The following is a 15,551-nucleotide window of genomic DNA, read 5'->3' on the forward strand; positions in this document are numbered from 1 at the left end:
TTCTCGAAGGCAGTACGCCCGGGACACCTGCCCGGTTTACGCGGTGGGCCGGGAATTTTCGGACAGGTGTTCACCGCCCATTGTCCGGGGCGCACGGGCCCGCCTGCCGTTCCCGCACACCGCCGCGCCCCGACCGGGCCGCGCCGGTCAGCGCGGAGTCGTACGCTGGAGACCCCCGGCCCGTACGACGTGCCGGGCGGCTCGCGTTGCCCACCCATGCCGGTCGTCGCCCACCACTGCCGGTTTATCTGGACGGAAAAAGCCTCCATGAGCCTGCACGGTCTGCTCGACGCCGTCGTCAAGGACACGGCACTCGCCGAAGCGGCCCAGGCCGCGACCGACGGTCACCGCACGCACGTCGACCTGGTCGGCCCGCCCGCGGCCCGGCCCTTCGCGGTGGCCGCGCTGGCCCGTGAGTCCGGCCGCACCGTCCTCGCCGTGACGGCCACCGGCCGGGAGGCCGAGGACCTGGCCGCGGCGCTGCGCACGATCCTGCCGCCGGACGGCGTCGCGGAGTACCCCTCGTGGGAGACGCTGCCGCACGAGCGGCTCTCGCCCCGCTCCGACACGGTGGGCCGCCGCCTCGCGGTGCTGCGCCGTCTCGCCCACCCGCGCCCCGACGACCCGGAGACCGGCCCGGTCTCGGTGATCGTGGCGCCGGTCCGCTCGGTGCTCCAGCCGCAGGTCAAGGGGCTCGGCGACCTGGAGCCCGTGGCGCTGCGCACCGGGCAGAGCACCGATTTGAACGAGGTCGTCGAGGCGCTCGCGGCGGTCGCGTACTCCCGGGTCGAGCTGGTCGAGAAGCGCGGCGAGTTCGCGGTGCGCGGCGGCATCCTCGACGTCTTCCCGCCCACCGAGGAACACCCGCTGCGCGTGGAGTTCTGGGGCGACGACGTCGAGGAGATCCGTTACTTCAAGGTCGCCGACCAGCGCTCCCTGGAGGTCGCCGAGCACGGCCTGTGGGCGCCGCCCTGCCGCGAGCTGCTGCTCACCGAGGACGTACGGGAGAAGGCCGCCGCCCTCGCCGAGGACCACCCGGAGCTGGGCGAGCTGCTCGGGAAGATCGCCGAGGGCATCGCCGTCGAGGGCATGGAGTCGCTGGCCCCGGTCCTGGTGGACGACATGGAGCTGCTCCTCGACGTGCTGCCGGAGGGGTCCATGGCGGTGGTCTGCGACCCGGAGCGGGTGCGCACCCGCGCGGCCGACCTGGTCGCGACCTCGCAGGAGTTCCTGCAGGCCAGCTGGGCGGCGACGGCCGGCGGCGGCGAGGCGCCGATCGACGTGGACGCGGCCTCCCTGTGGGGCATCGCGGACGTCCGCGACCACGCGCGCGACCTCGGCATGATGTGGTGGTCCGTCTCGCCCTTCGCCGCCGACGATGAGCTGGCACACGACGCCGGCGCGCCGGGCGACAAGGACACCCTCAAGCTCGGCATGCGCGCGACCGAGACCTACCGCGGCGACACCGCGAAGGCGCTCGCCGACACCAAGGGCTGGCTCGCAGAGGGCTGGCGCACCGTCTACGTCACCGAGGGCCACGGCCCGGCCGCCCGTACCGTCGAGGTGCTCGGCGGCGAGGGCATCGCGGCCCGCCTCGACGGCGACCTCGGCGAGCTGACGCCGTCCGTCGTGCACGTCTCCTGCGGTTCCATCGACTACGGCTTCGTCGACCCGGCGCTGAAGCTCGCCGTGCTCACCGAGACCGACCTGTCCGGCCAGAAGGCGGCCGGCAAGGACGGCCAGCGGATGCCGGCCCGCCGCCGCAAGACGATCGACCCGCTGACCCTGGAGGCCGGCGACTACATCGTCCACGAGCAGCACGGCGTGGGCCGCTACATCGAGATGGTGCAGCGCACCGTGCAGGGCGCCACCCGCGAGTACCTCGTCGTGGAGTACGCCCCCGCCAAGCGCGGCCAGCCCGGCGACCGGCTCTACATCCCCACCGACCAGCTGGAGCAGATCACCAAGTACGTGGGCGGCGAGGCCCCCACCCTGCACCGGCTCGGCGGCGCCGACTGGACGAAGACGAAGGCGCGGGCGAAGAAGGCGGTCAAGGAGATCGCCGCGGACCTCATCAAGCTGTACTCCGCGCGCATGGCGGCCCCCGGCCACGCCTTCGGCTCCGACACCCCCTGGCAGCGCGAGCTGGAGGACGCCTTCCCGTACGTGGAGACGCCCGACCAGCTGACCACCATCGCCGAGGTCAAGGAGGACATGGAGAAGACGGTCCCGATGGACCGGCTGATCTGCGGCGACGTCGGCTACGGCAAGACGGAGATCGCGGTCCGCGCCGCCTTCAAGGCGGTCCAGGACGGCAAGCAGGTCGCGGTCCTCGTGCCCACCACCCTCCTCGTCCAGCAGCACTTCGGCACGTTCTCCGAGCGCTACTCGCAGTTCCCGGTCAGCGTGAAGGCGCTCAGCCGCTTCCAGACGGAGACGGAGTCCAAGGCGACGCTCGAAGGGCTGCGCGAGGGGTCGGTGGACATCGTCATCGGCACCCACCGCCTCTTCTCCTCCGAGACCAGGTTCAAGGACCTCGGCCTGGTCATCGTCGACGAGGAGCAGCGCTTCGGCGTCGAGCACAAGGAGCAGCTGAAGAAGCTCCGCGCCAACGTCGACGTGCTCACCATGTCGGCGACCCCCATTCCCCGTACGCTCGAAATGGCCGTGACCGGCATCCGCGAGATGTCGACGATCACCACGCCGCCCGAGGAGCGCCACCCGGTCCTGACCTTCGTCGGCCCGTACGAGGAGAAGCAGATCGGCGCGGCCGTCCGCCGCGAACTGCTGCGCGAGGGCCAGGTCTTCTACATCCACAACCGCGTCGAGTCCATCGACCGCGCGGCGGCCCGGCTGCGGGACATCGTCCCCGAGGCGCGGATCGCCACCGCCCACGGCCAGATGTCCGAACAGGCCCTGGAGCAGGTGGTGGTGGACTTCTGGGAGAAGAAGTTCGACGTGCTCGTCTCCACGACGATCGTCGAGTCCGGCATCGACATCTCCAACGCCAACACGCTGATCGTGGAGCGCGGCGACAACTTCGGCCTCTCCCAGCTCCACCAGCTGCGCGGCCGGGTGGGCCGGGGCCGCGAGCGCGGTTACGCGTACTTCCTGTACCCGCCGGAGAAGCCGCTCACCGAGACCGCCCACGAGCGGCTCGCCACCATCGCCCAGCACACCGAGATGGGCGCGGGCATGTACGTGGCGATGAAGGACCTGGAGATCCGCGGCGCGGGCAACCTCCTCGGCGGCGAGCAGTCCGGCCACATCGCGGGCGTCGGCTTCGACCTCTACGTCCGCATGGTCGGCGAGGCGGTGGCCGACTACCGCGCCTCCCTGGAGGGCGGCGTGGAGGAGGAGCCGCCGCTGGAGGTCAAGATCGAGCTCCCGGTCGACGCGCACGTCCCGCACGACTACGCGCCCGGCGAGCGGCTGCGCCTGCAGGCCTACCGCGCCATCGCCTCCGCCACCACGGAGGAGGACGTCAAGGCGGTACGGGAGGAACTGACCGACCGCTACGGCAAGTTGCCCGAGCCGGTGGAGAACCTCCTCCTCGTGGCGGGCCTGCGCATGCTGGCCCGCGCCTGCGAGGTCGGCGAGATCGTCCTCCAGGGCAACAACATCCGCTTCGCCCCGGTGGACCTCCGCGAGTCCCAGGAACTCCGCCTCAAGCGGCTCTACCCCGGCACGGTCATCAAGGTCACCGCCCAGCAGGTCCTGGTGCCGCGCCCGAAGACGGCGAAGGTCGGCGGCAAGCCGCTGGTCGGCCGCGAACTGCTGGGCTGGGTCGGGGAGTTCCTGACGTCGATCCTGGGGTCGTAGGCGGCGCGGCGGCGGTTCCGGTCACCGGGTCGCGGGCGTCCGCGACCCGGTCCGCCGGGGCCCGGCCGCCGGCGACGCAAAAGCTTGAAAGGCCTTGGGGGAGTACCCCCGCCAACCCCTCCGGGGCCACTCCGGGAGGCGTCACTCGCCCGGGTGACATTCGCCAACTGGGCTGGCTTTGCCGCCTGTTCGCGGGCATATGCTCGCCGCGACAACTCCAGACATGCGACGGCCCCCGGCCGGGACTGCAATCCCGATCGAGGGCCTGACCACCGAGGAAGTAGGAGGCTTCCCGATGGCTTTCCAACACCCTAGCGCGCCCTCCCGCGCGTCGTCTGCCGTTCCCCGTCCGACCCCCCGATCCGGTGTCGTCCACGTCAACTCGCGTTACACGGCCCGCTACACGGTCATCGGCAATCACCTCGCCCAGCACCGGGGCCTCTCCCTCCTCGCGATCGGGCTCGCCGTCCACATCCAGTCGCTGCCCGCCGGGGCGCGCATCGGCATCAAGTTCCTCGCCGCCCGCTTCCCCGAGAGCGAGCACCGCATCGCCGGTGCGCTGCGTGAGCTGGAGCGGCACGGCTACCTCGCCCGTACGCGCGAGCGGCTGCCCGGCGGCCGGGTGGTGACCCGGACGGTCTCGTACAACCAGCCGGGCACGTGCCCGCAATCCGCCCCTGCGGCGCCTGTGTCCGCGGGGCCTGCCCCCGCGGGGCCCGTATCCGAGGAACCCGCTCCCGCGCCGCCCGGACGGGCCGTCCACGCGCCCCTCCCCGAACCGGCCACCCCCGACCTGGACCGGCACCGCACCGCCGCCGCGCTCCTCGCGGACCTGCACCGCCACGATCCCCGGCTGCTGCTCGCCGAGCGGGACGTCCGGGGCCTGGCCCCGGCGGTCGCCGCCTGGCTGGAACGCGGGGCCGCCCCCGACGCCGTACGCCGCACCCTCACCGCGAACCTCCCCGAGGGCCTGCGGCACCCGGCCGCCCTGCTGGCCCACCGCCTCACCGCGCTGCTGCCGCCACCGCTGCCCGCGCGACCACGACGGCCCGACCCGCTCCAGACCTGCGAAGCCTGCGACCGCGCCTTCCGCGCACCGCAGCCGGGCCACTGCCGCGGCTGCCCACCCAAGGCGGAGGCCGCCTAGCATGAACGTGACGACCCTTGCCCCAGGGCATAGACGAGGAGCGCACGCCATGACCATCGCCCCGGACAGCTCGCGGAACGGCAGCTCCCAGTACCGGGCGATGCGTGAGGTCGTCGAGCACGCGTGGGACGGCCTTCCCGGAAAATTCGAGATCACCAAGGAAGGAATCGTCCACGACACGATGACGCCAGGGGGCCCGCACGAGGTGACGGCGGCACATATCAGCCGCCGTCTGGAACGGCGGATGCCGGACGAACTGCTGGCACACACCGGGACACCGGATGTGGAACACGAACCTGAGGGCATCCTCCGCCACCCCGACGTGATCGTGCTCGCGTGGACCGACCTCGATGTCGAAGGCGCCGTCGACCCCCGCACCCTCATCGCCGCCATCGAGATCGTCTCGCGCTCGAACCCCGAGAACGACTGGGTCGGCAAGACCCGCGACTACCCGCTCCTCGGCATCCCGGTGTACGCGATCTTCGATCCCCGCACCGGCACGGGGGCGGTCCTCTCCGACATCCACGCCACGCCCGAAGGCCCGCGCTACGCCACCCGCAAGGACTTCGTCTACGGCGAGGACGTCACCATCGCCGACTGGACCATCTCCACGGAGGGCCTGCCCCGTTACGAGTGAGGGAGCCGTCAGGACGGCGGGCGGGCCCGCGCCGGCTCGGCGGACCGGGCCGGGCGCACTCGGCGGGGAAGAGGGGAACCGGTCGATCACCGCGGAGGTAAGGGCCGCACCGCGCGGGCGCTACCGTGGGCCGCGAGAGTCCGCCCAGGGGAGGGGAGAGCGCCGTGACGCTCAAGGTCGTGGGTCTGTACCGGTTTCCGGTGAAGTCGATGCTGGGCGAGGAGCACGAACGGCTCGACTTCGGCCCGCGGGGCCCCGTCGGCGACCGTGCGTGGGCCCTGCGGTTTCCCGACGGGAAGCTGGGCAGCGGCAAGAACCACGCCCGGTTCCGCCGCGTCCGCGGGCTCCTGGAGCACTACGCGACGTACGACGAGGACGGCACCCCCGTCGTCACCGCGCCGGACGGCGCCACGCTGCGCCCCGGCGACCCGCGGATCCCCGAGCGCTTCGGCGCGGGCGTCGAACTGGTCCAGGAGGGCGAGGCGAGCCACAAGGACGTCTCCCCGGTCTCGATCGTCGGCACCGCCTCGCTCCGCGCGCTCGGCGACCTGCTCGGCGACGCCGACCCCGTCGACGTACGGCGGCTGCGCAAGAACATCGTCGTGGAGACCGACGAGCCCTGGATCGAGGAGGACTGGGTCGGCCGCGAGATCCTCATCGGCCGGGACGCGGACGGGGACGGGGACGGGGACGGCGGCAGCGGCGGTCGCCAGGGCGGCCCGCTGCGGCTGCGCGGGCTGCAACGCGTGAAGCGCTGCGTCATGGTCACCCAGGCCCAGCCCGGCCTGCCCGAGGACAACCGGGTCCTGAAGACCCTCACCACCGCCCGCGGCATGTGTATCGGCCTGCACACGGACATGGTGGCGCCCGCGCCGCTCGCCCTCGGCGACACGCTGGTCGTCCGGTGAACCGGCGCAGCACCGCGGCCCTGCTCGCCGCCCTCGCCGTGCCCGCGCTCCTCACCGGGTGCGAGACCGGCAAGGACAAGGCCGAGGACGGCGCCGCCGGACCGGGCGCGAAGGCGGGCTCCGCGCTCGCCGCCGTCGACACGCTGACCGTCAAGGGCCGCGCGCCCAAGACCGGTTACGCCCGTGAGCGGTTCGGCACCGCCTGGGCCGACACCGACTCCAACCGCTGCCCGACCCGCGACGACATCCTCAAGCGCGACCTGAAGGACGTCAGGTATCAGGGCGGCGACTGCCGGGTGGCGGCCGGGACGCTCGCGCCCGATCCGTACACCGGCCGGGACGTGACGTTCCGGCGGGGCCGCAGCCAGGTCGACATCGACCATCTCGTGGCGCTCTCGGACGCCTGGCAGAAGGGCGCGTTCCGCTGGGAGCCGGGCAAGCGGATCGCCTTCGCCAACGACCCCCTCAACCTCCTCGCCGTCGACGCCGGCACCAACCGCGGCAAGAGCGACGGCGACACCGCGACCTGGCTGCCGCCGAACAAGAAGTTCCGCTGCGCCTACGTGGCCGGCCAGGTCGCCGTGAAGAAGAAGTACGGGGTGTGGGTGACCGACGCCGAACGGGCCGCCATGAAAAAGGTGTTGAACACCTGCCCCGAAGAGAAACTCCCGCAGGGCCCGGCCCCGACGACGGCCCCGTCCCGCTTCCACGCCCGCTGACGACCGCCCCGCGGGGCCCGGAGGAGTCTTCGAGGGGTGCGGGCCGGCGCGCCCAGCACCCCTTCGTACCAGTCGTACCAGCGGAAAAACTCGATACCGCAAGCCCCGCGGGGTCACGTACGGTCCGGCCCATGGACCTGAAGATCACCACCCTGGCCGAGCGGCCCGACCTCGCGGGCCCGGCCTGGGGCATGGCCGAGGACTGGCCGGAGTTCATCCTGCACGACCCCGTCGGCTGGTCGCTGATAGGCCGGATCCTCGCGGAACTCCCGGAGTACGTCCTGGTCGCCACCGATGCCGAGGACGGCGACGGAGACGGCAAGGTCGTGGCCCGCGCCTTCAGCGTGCCGCTCGCCCTGCACGAGCGCACCGGCGGCGAACTGCCCGACGGCGGCTGGGACCAGATCATGTTGTGGGCCTTCTCCGACCTGCGGCACGGCAAGGGGGCGGACACCGTCAGCGCCATCGAGATCACGATCGACGAGACCGCGCGGGGCAAGGGCCTGTCCGGACGGATGCTCGCGGCGCTGCGCGACAACGCCCGCGCCCGCGGCTTCACCGAGGTCGTCGCGCCGGTGCGGCCCAACGCCAAGCACCTCGAACCGACCGCGCCGATCGACGAGTACGCGTACCGCACCCGCGAGGACGGCCTCCCGTACGACCCGTGGCTGCGGGTGCACGTGCGGGCGGGCGGCGTCATCGACAAGGTCGCGCACGCCTCCATGACAGTGTCGGGGTCGACCGCGCAGTGGCGCGAGTGGACCGGCCTGCCCTTCGAGGCGGACGGGCCGGTCGAGGTGCCGGGCGCCCTGGTGCCGGTGCACTGCGAACCGTCGCGCGGCTACGGCGTGTACGTCGAGCCGAACGTGTGGGTGCGGCACGCCTTGTGACGCCCGCCCTGCAGGGCGCGCCCGGTGACGCCCGCCCGGTGGCGGGCGGGCGTCAGGCGCCCAGCTTGTCCAGGTCCAGGACGTCCCCGGCGGGCTTCTTCGCCGGCACGGGCTTGTCGTAGTCGGTGAACGACAGCTGGTCCCGGTCGCCGCCGCCCGCTTCGGTGATCTTCAACAGGTAGGGCTTGCCCTCGGTGGCGACGTAGATCTTGAACCTGTCCTTGGCGTCGCCGGCGGAGATCTCGATGGCGGGGGTGCCGCCGACGGTGGTCGTCGCGCCCTTGCGCGCCCCGGAGTCGATGTCCCCGAAGTCCGCCAGGAGCTGGTCGAGGTCGCACATGCCGGAGATGTCCTTCGCGTCGGCGCCCGTCGCGCCGGTCCTGGCCCATTTTCCGCCGAGCATCTCGACCACCGCCCGCGTCTCGTCCGCGGGCTCCCCCTTGCTCTGGGCGCGCAGGAACTCCTCGCTGTACTTCACGTAGACCATGTCGTCGCCGGGCACGGCCAGGCGGAACGAGCCCTGGTCCGCGAGGGACAGCTCGCCCGCGCAGCGGCCCGCGGTATCCAGGGCCAGGTCCATCGTGATCCGGCCGGTCTCCTCGTCGCGGACCGTGCCCCCGATCCGCAGCGAGTCCGCCCCCTTGGTCGCCTTGACGGCCTTGTCGACGATCTCGGTGCCGCTGCGGCCCGCGAAGGGCGCCGACGGCTTCGCCTGACCGTCCGATTTCTCCGTGCCGCAGGCGGTGAGCCCGACGGCCGCGACGGCCAGGACGGCGGCGAGGGCGGCGGTGCGGCGCGGGTGGCCGGGACGCAGGTGGTGGCGCATGAGGAATCCCCCCAGGGAAGTTCGTTCGGTGAGGACATCAGAGCAGAAGCGTGTGAACCGAGTCAACACGCGAAACAGTGAACACCGGGTCAACGCCCGTGAAGCCTTCCGTGCGCCCGTCGGCTCGGTATGCTCGACGCCGCGCGACGGACCCCGCGCGACGAGGGGAGCTGCCAGATGACGCCGCCGGACGATGCGACCGAGGTCACCGCCGCCGGGATCGCCCGCCTTGCCGGGGTCGGCCGCGCCGCCGTCAGCAACTGGCGCCGTCGGCACGGCGACTTCCCCCGGCCCGTCGGCGGCACCGAGACCAGCCCCTCCTTCGCGCTCGCCGAGGTCGAACGGTGGCTGCGCGCCCAGGGCAAACTCGTCGAGGTCCCGCTCGCCGAACGCGTCTGGCAACAGCTCGCCGGACACCCCGCGGGCCCCGCCACCGCCCTGCTGCACACCGGGTGCGCCCTGCTCCTGATCCGGGACCGCCCGACGGCCTGGCTCGCGCTCGGTGCCGTCTCGGACGAACGGCTGGCGCAGTTGCTGCCGGACGAGCTGGACGACGTCCTGACGCTGCGGTTCGGCGTACGGCGCAGGCGCGCGGTCCTCACCCCCGCACCCACCGAACTCCTGCTCTCCGTACCGCTGTTGCGCCTGGCCGCCGAGCTCGCGGCCGAGCTGGGCGCCCGGGGCGCGTACGAGTTCCTGCTCGGCCGGCACACCGAGGCCAACCCCCGCCAGTACACGCTCACCCCCGCCGGCCCCGCCGAACTGATGGCCCGCATCGCCGCGACCACGGCGGCCCCGCGCACCGTCCTCGACCCGGCCTGCGGCACCGGCGCCCTGCTCCAGGCCGTACCGCCCCGCCCCGACCAGTACCTCTACGGCCAGGACAGCGCGCCCGAACTCGCCGCCCTGACCGCGCTCCGGCTCGCCCTGCACTCCGACGCGACCGTGCGCACCCTGGCGGCCGACACCCTGCGCGCCGACCGGTACGAGGACCGCAGGGCCGACGCCGTGCTCTGCCACCCGCCCTTCAACGACCGCAACTGGGGCCACGACGAACTGGCCTACGACGCCCGCTGGGAGTACGGCTTCCCCGCCCGCGCCGAGTCCGAACTGGCCTGGGTGCAGCACGCGCTGGCCCGCCTCACCGACCACGGCACCGCCGTCCTGCTGATGCCGCCCGCCGCCGCGTCCCGCCGCTCCGGCCGCCGCATCCGCGCCGACCTGCTGCGCCGCGGCGCGTTGCGCGCCGTCATCGCCCTGCCGGCCGGCGCCGCACCGCCGTACAACCTGCCCCTGCACGTCTGGGTGCTGCGCAGGCCCGGCCCGGCCGACCGGCCCGCGCCCGAACTGCTGCTCATGGACACCGCGCAGCTCCTGGCCGCCGACGGCCGCGGCAAGCAGCTCTGGGCGGCCGTGCAGGACGCGGTGCTCGACGCCTGGGAGCACGCCGACCGGCACGGCACGCTCGACGAACGCCCCGGGCTCGCCCGCAGCGTGCCGGTGCTCGAACTCCTCGACGACGAGGTCGACCTGGCGCCCGCGCGACGGCTGCCGCCGCCCGCCGCGGGCAGCGGCGGCACGGAGCTCGCGACCGTACGCGAGGGCCTGGGCGAGGCGCTGCGCCGCGCCGCCGACCTCACCCCACCGCCGGCCGACCTCGCGCCGGCCGCCGCCGGGACCCCGCGCCCGCCGCTCACCACCGTCGGCGAACTGGCCCGTGCCGGCGCCCTGTCGCTGCACACCGGCACCGGCGCGGCCGCCGACGGCACGCCCGTGCTCACCGACCACGACGTGCTGAGCGGCGGCCCGCCGTCGGGCACCGCCCACGAGGGGGCGACGGACGAGGTACCGGTGCACACCGCGCCCGGCGACGTCGTCGTCCCGGTGTTCGGCGGCGGGGCCGCGGCCCGGGTGATCGACGAGGCCACCGCGGGCGCCGCGCTCGGCCGCGGCCTCACCCTGCTGCGGCCCGACCCGGCCGCCCTCGACCCGTGGTTCCTCGCGGGGTTCCTGCGCGGCACCGCGGGCCACCGCCGCGCCAGCAGCTACGCCTCCACCTCCGCCCGGCTCGACGTCCGCCGTCTGGAACTGCCCCGGCTGCCGCCGGCCGGACAGCGCGGTTACAGCGAGCGCTTCCGCCGTCTCGCCGAGTTCGAGGACACCCTGCGCCGCGCGGCGCTGCTCGGCGAGCGGCTGGTGCGCGGCCTGCACGACGGACTGACGGACGGAACGCTTCCGCCGCGGTGAGGGAACGCTTCCGCCGCGGTGAGGGAACGCTTCCGCCACGAAGTCCGAACCGCCCGGAACCGGGGCGCCCCGCGGTGGCGTGACCAGTACGACAACGGTTCGGTACAACCCGGGACCCGTTCACGCTGTCGGCCTATACGCTCGAATCCGCATTCGTTCGTCTTCAGGCACCAGGAGCAGCCATGCACGGCCACGGCTATGCGCCACAGCACCAGCCGCCCCCTTCCGGCGGCACGCATGTGACGCTGCGCGTGGTCTTCGTGGCGCTCGCGGTCGTGACGTGCGGGATGCTCGCGTGGACGCCGATGCTGCGGCTCGCGTTCGTGACGCGCAAGGCCCACGACTGGCTGCTGTTCACCGTCGTGACGGCGCTCGACATCACCGCCCTGGTGCTGATCGGCGTCGACCCGGGCGAGGAGGAGTTCCAGGGGCCGGGCAGCGCGGGCATGATCGTGCTGCTCTGCACCCTGACGGCGTCCCTCGCGTACTACCTGTACGCGGACATCCGCCACTTCAGCCGGTACCGGCAGCAGCAGCCGCAGTTCACCGGCTACGTACCGCAGCAACAGCAACAGCAACAGCAACAGCAACAGCACCAGCCGCAGCCGCAACCCACGCCGCAACCCCAGCCCGGTTACGGCTATCCGCAGCAGCAGGCGCCCACCCAGTACGCCCCGCCGCCGGCCCCGGCGACGCATCCGGCGACGCAGACCCCGCCGCCGCCCACGCGCCCGGCCCCCGCCCGCATCCACCAGGTCCGGGCCGAGCTCGACGAGCTCAGTGACTATCTGCGCAAGCAGGAAGGCGGCAGCTGACCGTGCAACCGGGTACGCCGCCGGGGCCGGCGGCGGGCCGCCGCGTGGTCGCGGGACGCTACGAACTCGCCACGCTCATCGGCCAGGGCGGCATGGGCCAGGTCTGGACGGCGTACGACCAGCGCCTGGACCGCCGCGTCGCCGTCAAGCTGCTCCGCCCCGACCGGGTCGCGGGCGCCGAGGCCGAGGAGCTGCGCCGCCGCTTCGCGCGCGAGTGCCGCGTCACCGCCCAGGTCGACCACCCCGGCCTGGTCACCGTGCACGACGCGGGCAGCGAGGGCGAGGAGCTCTACCTCGTCATGGGGTACGTGGACGGCGCGGACCTCGGCGACCACCTCGCCGAGCACGCCCCCTACCCCTGGCAGTGGGCCGTCGCGGTCGCGGCCCAGCTGTGCGCCGTGCTCTCCGCCGTGCACGCCGTGCCGATCGTCCACCGCGACCTCAAGCCGCGGAACGTCATGGTCAGGCAGGACGGCACCGTCTCCATCCTCGACCTCGGTATCGCCTCGGTCATGGACACCGACACCACCCGCCTCACCCACACCGGCTCGCCCATCGGCAGCCCGGCCTACATGGCGCCGGAACAGGCGATGGGCGGCGCCGTCGGCCCGTACACCGACCTGTACGCGCTCGGCGTGCTGATGCACGAACTCCTCAGCGGCGACGTGCCGTTCTCCGGCTCCACCGCCCTCGGCGTCCTCCACCGCCACCTCTACGAACCGCCGCTGCCGGTGCGCAGACTGCGCCCCGAGGTGCCCCCGGCCCTGGAGGCCCTCGTCCTGCGGCTGCTCGCCAAGGACCCCCAGCACCGCCACTCCAGCGCCCAGGAGGTGTACGAGGAGCTGGTGCCGCTGCTGCCCGCCCGCGGCGTCCCCTCGGGCCGGCCGCTCGACCCGACCCGCCCCTTCCTGCGCCCGCACGCGCCGTGGCCCGACCGCGCGGCGACGCCCGCGCCCGCCCCCGACATGCCGCCGCCCCCCACGGCGGGACCCCCGGGAGCGCCGCCCCGCCAGGAGCTCGCCCGGGCCGTCGAGGACGTCAAACGGCTGCTGGGCGAGGGCCGCATCACCCAGGCCGTGGACATCCTCGGCGCGATCCTGCCGGCCGCCGCCGCTGAGCACGGCGAACACTCGACCGTCGTACGGACGCTGCGCAAGCAGTACGCCGCCACGCTCATGGACGACGGCCAGTACCGCCGCGCCCTGCCCGAGCTGCGGCGCCTCGCCGACGAACGCGCGGCCGAGTCCGGCCAGGCCGACCCGCACTCGCTGCGGTTCCGCTACGAGGCCGCGCAGTGCCTGGAGCAGCTCGGCGAACCGGCCGCGGCGCTCGCCGAGTACCGCGCGCTGCTCCCCTATTACGAGAACCAGTACGCGACGGAGGACCGCCACCAGTCCCTGGAGATCCGCCGCCGCACCGGCCACCTGCTCCTCGCCCTCGGCGACCGGCCCGCCGCCCACGACACGCTGGCGCGGCTGCTGCACGACGCGGAGCTGCTGCACGGGCCGGGGCACCCGTTCCCCGCGGAGATCCGGCGCACCCTGCAATGGCTCGGACAAGTGCGCGGCTGATGCCCGTAGGCGGGGTGATGAGGGACCGAGGGTGCCTCAACTCCCGGGAAATCGTTGGTCGAATAGGTGCCGAATGGCTGGCCGAGACGACGGCCACTGCCTACCATCGATCACCGCAAGACTTTGTGCACCGCCGCACAATCCCCCACGGGAGGCTTCCTTGCACCGCCGTCGTCGCACAGCGCTCCTTCTCTCCGCGGCCGCCGTCGCCGCGGCCCCGCTCCTGACCGCCTGCGGCAGCGACGCGCACCCAGGCGCCGCGGCCGTCGTCGGCGGCGACCGCATCACGGTCGCGCAGCTGGAGGGCCGGGTGAACGAGGTGCGCGACGCGCAGCGTGCCGCGGTCCCCGACGACGCGCAGTACTCGCAGGCCATCGCCAAGTCCGGCGGCCTCACCCGCTCCACGCTGCACACCATGGTCCTGGACAAGGTGCTGCACCGCGCGGCCACCGACGCCGGCGTCGGTGTCACACGCCGCGACATCCAGACCATGCGCGCGGGCCTCGCACAGCAGGCCGGTGGCCAGAAGGCCCTGGAGCGCGGCTGGCTCCAGCAGTACAGCGTCGCGCCGGCCCGCCTCGACGAGAGCCTGCGCACCGAGATCGAGGCGCAGAAGCTCGCGCGGAAGCTGGGCGCGGACATGAACTCGCCGCAGGGCCAGGCGCTCTTCTGGAAGGCGCTCTCCGGCGCCTCCAAGAAGCTCGACATCGATCTGAACCCGCGCTACGGCACGTGGGACGTCGACAAGAACAAGCGCACGGACACGAAGACGCCGTGGCTGCGGCAGGTCTCGGAGACCGGGGCGTCACAGCAGCAACAGCCGGCCTGACCGGCCGTGGCGTCGAGGGTGCGGGCGCCGTCGGTGGTGCCGGTGGTGTCGGTGGGCTGGGTTACGTTCGACGGGTGAACGACACCGAGACCACGCCCCCGGCCGGCGCCGACGCCTCCCCCGCGCCCGACGCCGTCGGCCGCGTCATCCTGCTGACCACCAGCCACCGCGTCGCGCCCGGCCTGCTGTCCTGGCCCGCCTGGCAGGCCCTGCACGCGGCCGACGCGGTGCTGTGCGCCGACGCCGACCACCCGCAGCTGCCGTATCTGCGCGAGGCGGGCGTACGGGTGGAGCAGGCGGCGCCCACCGCGCAGGAGCTGGTCGACGCCTGCGCGGGTGGCCGCACGGTCCTGGTGCTCGCCACCGCCGAGGGCGAGAGCCCCCTCACCGACGGCTTGGCCCGGCTCGCCGGATCGGGCCGGGTCGCCATGCCGGACCTGGAGCTGCTGCCCGCCTCGTACGACCTGCCGGGCGCGCGCCTGCTCGACCTGGTCCAGGTGATGGACCGGATCCGCGAGGAGTGCCCCTGGTCCTCCCGGCAGACCCACCAGGGCCTGGCGAAGTACGCGATCGAGGAGGCGTACGAACTGGTCGAGGCGATCGAGGAGGGCGACCGGGACGAGCTGCGCGAGGAGCTCGGCGACGTCCTGCTCCAAGTCGTCTTCCACGCGCGGATCGCCGAGGAGGGCGGCCCGGAGGACGAGGACGCGCCGTTCTCCGTCGACGACGTCGCCGGCGGCATCGTCGAGAAGCTCATCCACCGCCACCCGCACGTCTTCGGCGACGCGTCCGCGCGCACCCCGGAGGACGTCAAGGCCCACTGGTTGCGCACGAAGGCGCAGGAGAAGCAGCGCACCTCGGTCACCGAGGGCGTCCCGATCGGCCAGCCCGGCCTGGCGTTCGCGGCGAAGCTGGCGTCCCGGGCGCGCACGGAGGGACTCGAGGTGACGGTGCCGACGGGGGAGGGCGTCGGGTACGAACTCCTCGCGCTCGCCCTGCGGGCCGAGGCGGAGGGCGTCGACCCGGAGGCGGCGCTGCGGGTCGCGGCGCGGGCCTACCGCGACGCGGTGCGTGCCGCCGAAGGCGGAGGAGCGGTGGACACGCCCTAGTACGGTTGCTCCCTGGAGCCGTTCGGCTACG

General features: G+C 73.5%; 12 protein-coding genes. 11 read left to right on the top strand and 1 reads right to left on the bottom strand.

The window, feature by feature from the left end:
- The first annotated feature begins 267 nt into the window (after window positions 1–267).
- The 6 genes from mfd to ACZ6B8_RS32565 all read left to right on the top strand — a co-directional run bounded on the left by mfd (window position 268) and on the right by ACZ6B8_RS32565 (window position 8,123).
- Window positions 268–3,822 carry a transcription-repair coupling factor gene (mfd, locus tag ACZ6B8_RS32540; protein WP_471609530.1) on the top strand — a complete coding sequence of 1,185 codons (3,555 nt, stop codon included), beginning with the start codon at window positions 268–270 and terminating at the stop codon, window positions 3,820–3,822.
- A 295-nt stretch (window positions 3,823–4,117) separates the two neighbouring features.
- Complete coding sequence (locus tag ACZ6B8_RS32545) at window positions 4,118–4,969, top strand: helix-turn-helix domain-containing protein (protein ID WP_471609531.1); 852 nt, start codon at window positions 4,118–4,120, stop codon at window positions 4,967–4,969.
- 49 nt (window positions 4,970–5,018) lie between these two features.
- On the top strand, window positions 5,019–5,606 hold the full coding sequence (locus ACZ6B8_RS32550; protein WP_471085745.1) for a Uma2 family endonuclease: 588 nt from the start codon (window positions 5,019–5,021) through the stop codon (window positions 5,604–5,606).
- 164 nt (window positions 5,607–5,770) lie between these two features.
- Complete coding sequence (locus ACZ6B8_RS32555; RefSeq protein ID WP_471609532.1) at window positions 5,771–6,514, top strand: MOSC domain-containing protein; 744 nt, start codon at window positions 5,771–5,773, stop codon at window positions 6,512–6,514.
- Entirely contained in the window at window positions 6,511–7,233 is a 723-nt protein-coding gene (locus tag ACZ6B8_RS32560) for an HNH endonuclease family protein (RefSeq protein WP_471609533.1), read from the top strand. The genes ACZ6B8_RS32555 and ACZ6B8_RS32560 overlap by 4 nt, the downstream gene beginning before the upstream one ends.
- Window positions 7,234–7,364: 131 nt before the next feature.
- Complete coding sequence (locus ACZ6B8_RS32565; protein ID WP_471609534.1) at window positions 7,365–8,123, top strand: N-acetyltransferase; 759 nt, start codon at window positions 7,365–7,367, stop codon at window positions 8,121–8,123.
- A 52-nt stretch (window positions 8,124–8,175) separates the two neighbouring features.
- Here the strand turns inward: ACZ6B8_RS32565 and ACZ6B8_RS32570 are convergent, their stop codons facing one another.
- Window positions 8,176–8,949 (bottom strand): hypothetical protein, encoded by a 774-nt coding sequence (locus tag ACZ6B8_RS32570; protein ID WP_471609535.1) that lies wholly within the window; start codon window positions 8,947–8,949, stop codon window positions 8,176–8,178.
- A gap of 177 nt (window positions 8,950–9,126) precedes the next feature.
- Between ACZ6B8_RS32570 and ACZ6B8_RS32575 the strand changes: the two genes are divergently transcribed.
- From ACZ6B8_RS32575 to ACZ6B8_RS32595, 5 genes are all read left to right on the top strand, one after another.
- On the top strand, window positions 9,127–11,196 hold the full coding sequence (locus ACZ6B8_RS32575; RefSeq protein ID WP_471609536.1) for an N-6 DNA methylase: 2,070 nt from the start codon (window positions 9,127–9,129) through the stop codon (window positions 11,194–11,196).
- 182 nt (window positions 11,197–11,378) lie between these two features.
- A complete protein-coding gene (locus tag ACZ6B8_RS32580) occupies window positions 11,379–12,011 on the top strand; it encodes a hypothetical protein (protein WP_471609537.1) in 633 nt (210 codons plus the stop codon).
- Between the two features lie 44 nt (window positions 12,012–12,055).
- Window positions 12,056–13,582 carry a serine/threonine-protein kinase gene (locus ACZ6B8_RS32585; RefSeq protein ID WP_471086046.1) on the top strand — a complete coding sequence of 509 codons (1,527 nt, stop codon included), beginning with the start codon at window positions 12,056–12,058 and terminating at the stop codon, window positions 13,580–13,582.
- A 160-nt stretch (window positions 13,583–13,742) separates the two neighbouring features.
- Window positions 13,743–14,411 (top strand): SurA N-terminal domain-containing protein, encoded by a 669-nt coding sequence (locus ACZ6B8_RS32590; RefSeq protein WP_471609538.1) that lies wholly within the window; start codon window positions 13,743–13,745, stop codon window positions 14,409–14,411.
- Between the two features lie 74 nt (window positions 14,412–14,485).
- Complete coding sequence (locus ACZ6B8_RS32595) at window positions 14,486–15,520, top strand: nucleoside triphosphate pyrophosphohydrolase (RefSeq protein WP_471085768.1); 1,035 nt, start codon at window positions 14,486–14,488, stop codon at window positions 15,518–15,520.
- Window positions 15,521–15,551: the final 31 nt, after the last annotated feature.

This window comes from Streptomyces sp. NPDC041122, assembly GCF_055592445.1.

Coding starts and splice junctions, on each gene's coding strand:
- mfd (WP_471609530.1), top strand. CDS start 268: ATGAGCCTGCACGGTCTGCTCGACGCCGTCGTCAAGGACACGGCACTC.
- ACZ6B8_RS32545 (WP_471609531.1), top strand. CDS start 4,118: ATGGCTTTCCAACACCCTAGCGCGCCCTCCCGCGCGTCGTCTGCCGTT.
- ACZ6B8_RS32550 (WP_471085745.1), top strand. CDS start 5,019: ATGACCATCGCCCCGGACAGCTCGCGGAACGGCAGCTCCCAGTACCGG.
- ACZ6B8_RS32565 (WP_471609534.1), top strand. CDS start 7,365: ATGGACCTGAAGATCACCACCCTGGCCGAGCGGCCCGACCTCGCGGGC.
- ACZ6B8_RS32570 (WP_471609535.1), bottom strand. CDS start 8,949: ATGCGCCACCACCTGCGTCCCGGCCACCCGCGCCGCACCGCCGCCCTC.
- ACZ6B8_RS32575 (WP_471609536.1), top strand. CDS start 9,127: ATGACGCCGCCGGACGATGCGACCGAGGTCACCGCCGCCGGGATCGCC.
- ACZ6B8_RS32580 (WP_471609537.1), top strand. CDS start 11,379: ATGCACGGCCACGGCTATGCGCCACAGCACCAGCCGCCCCCTTCCGGC.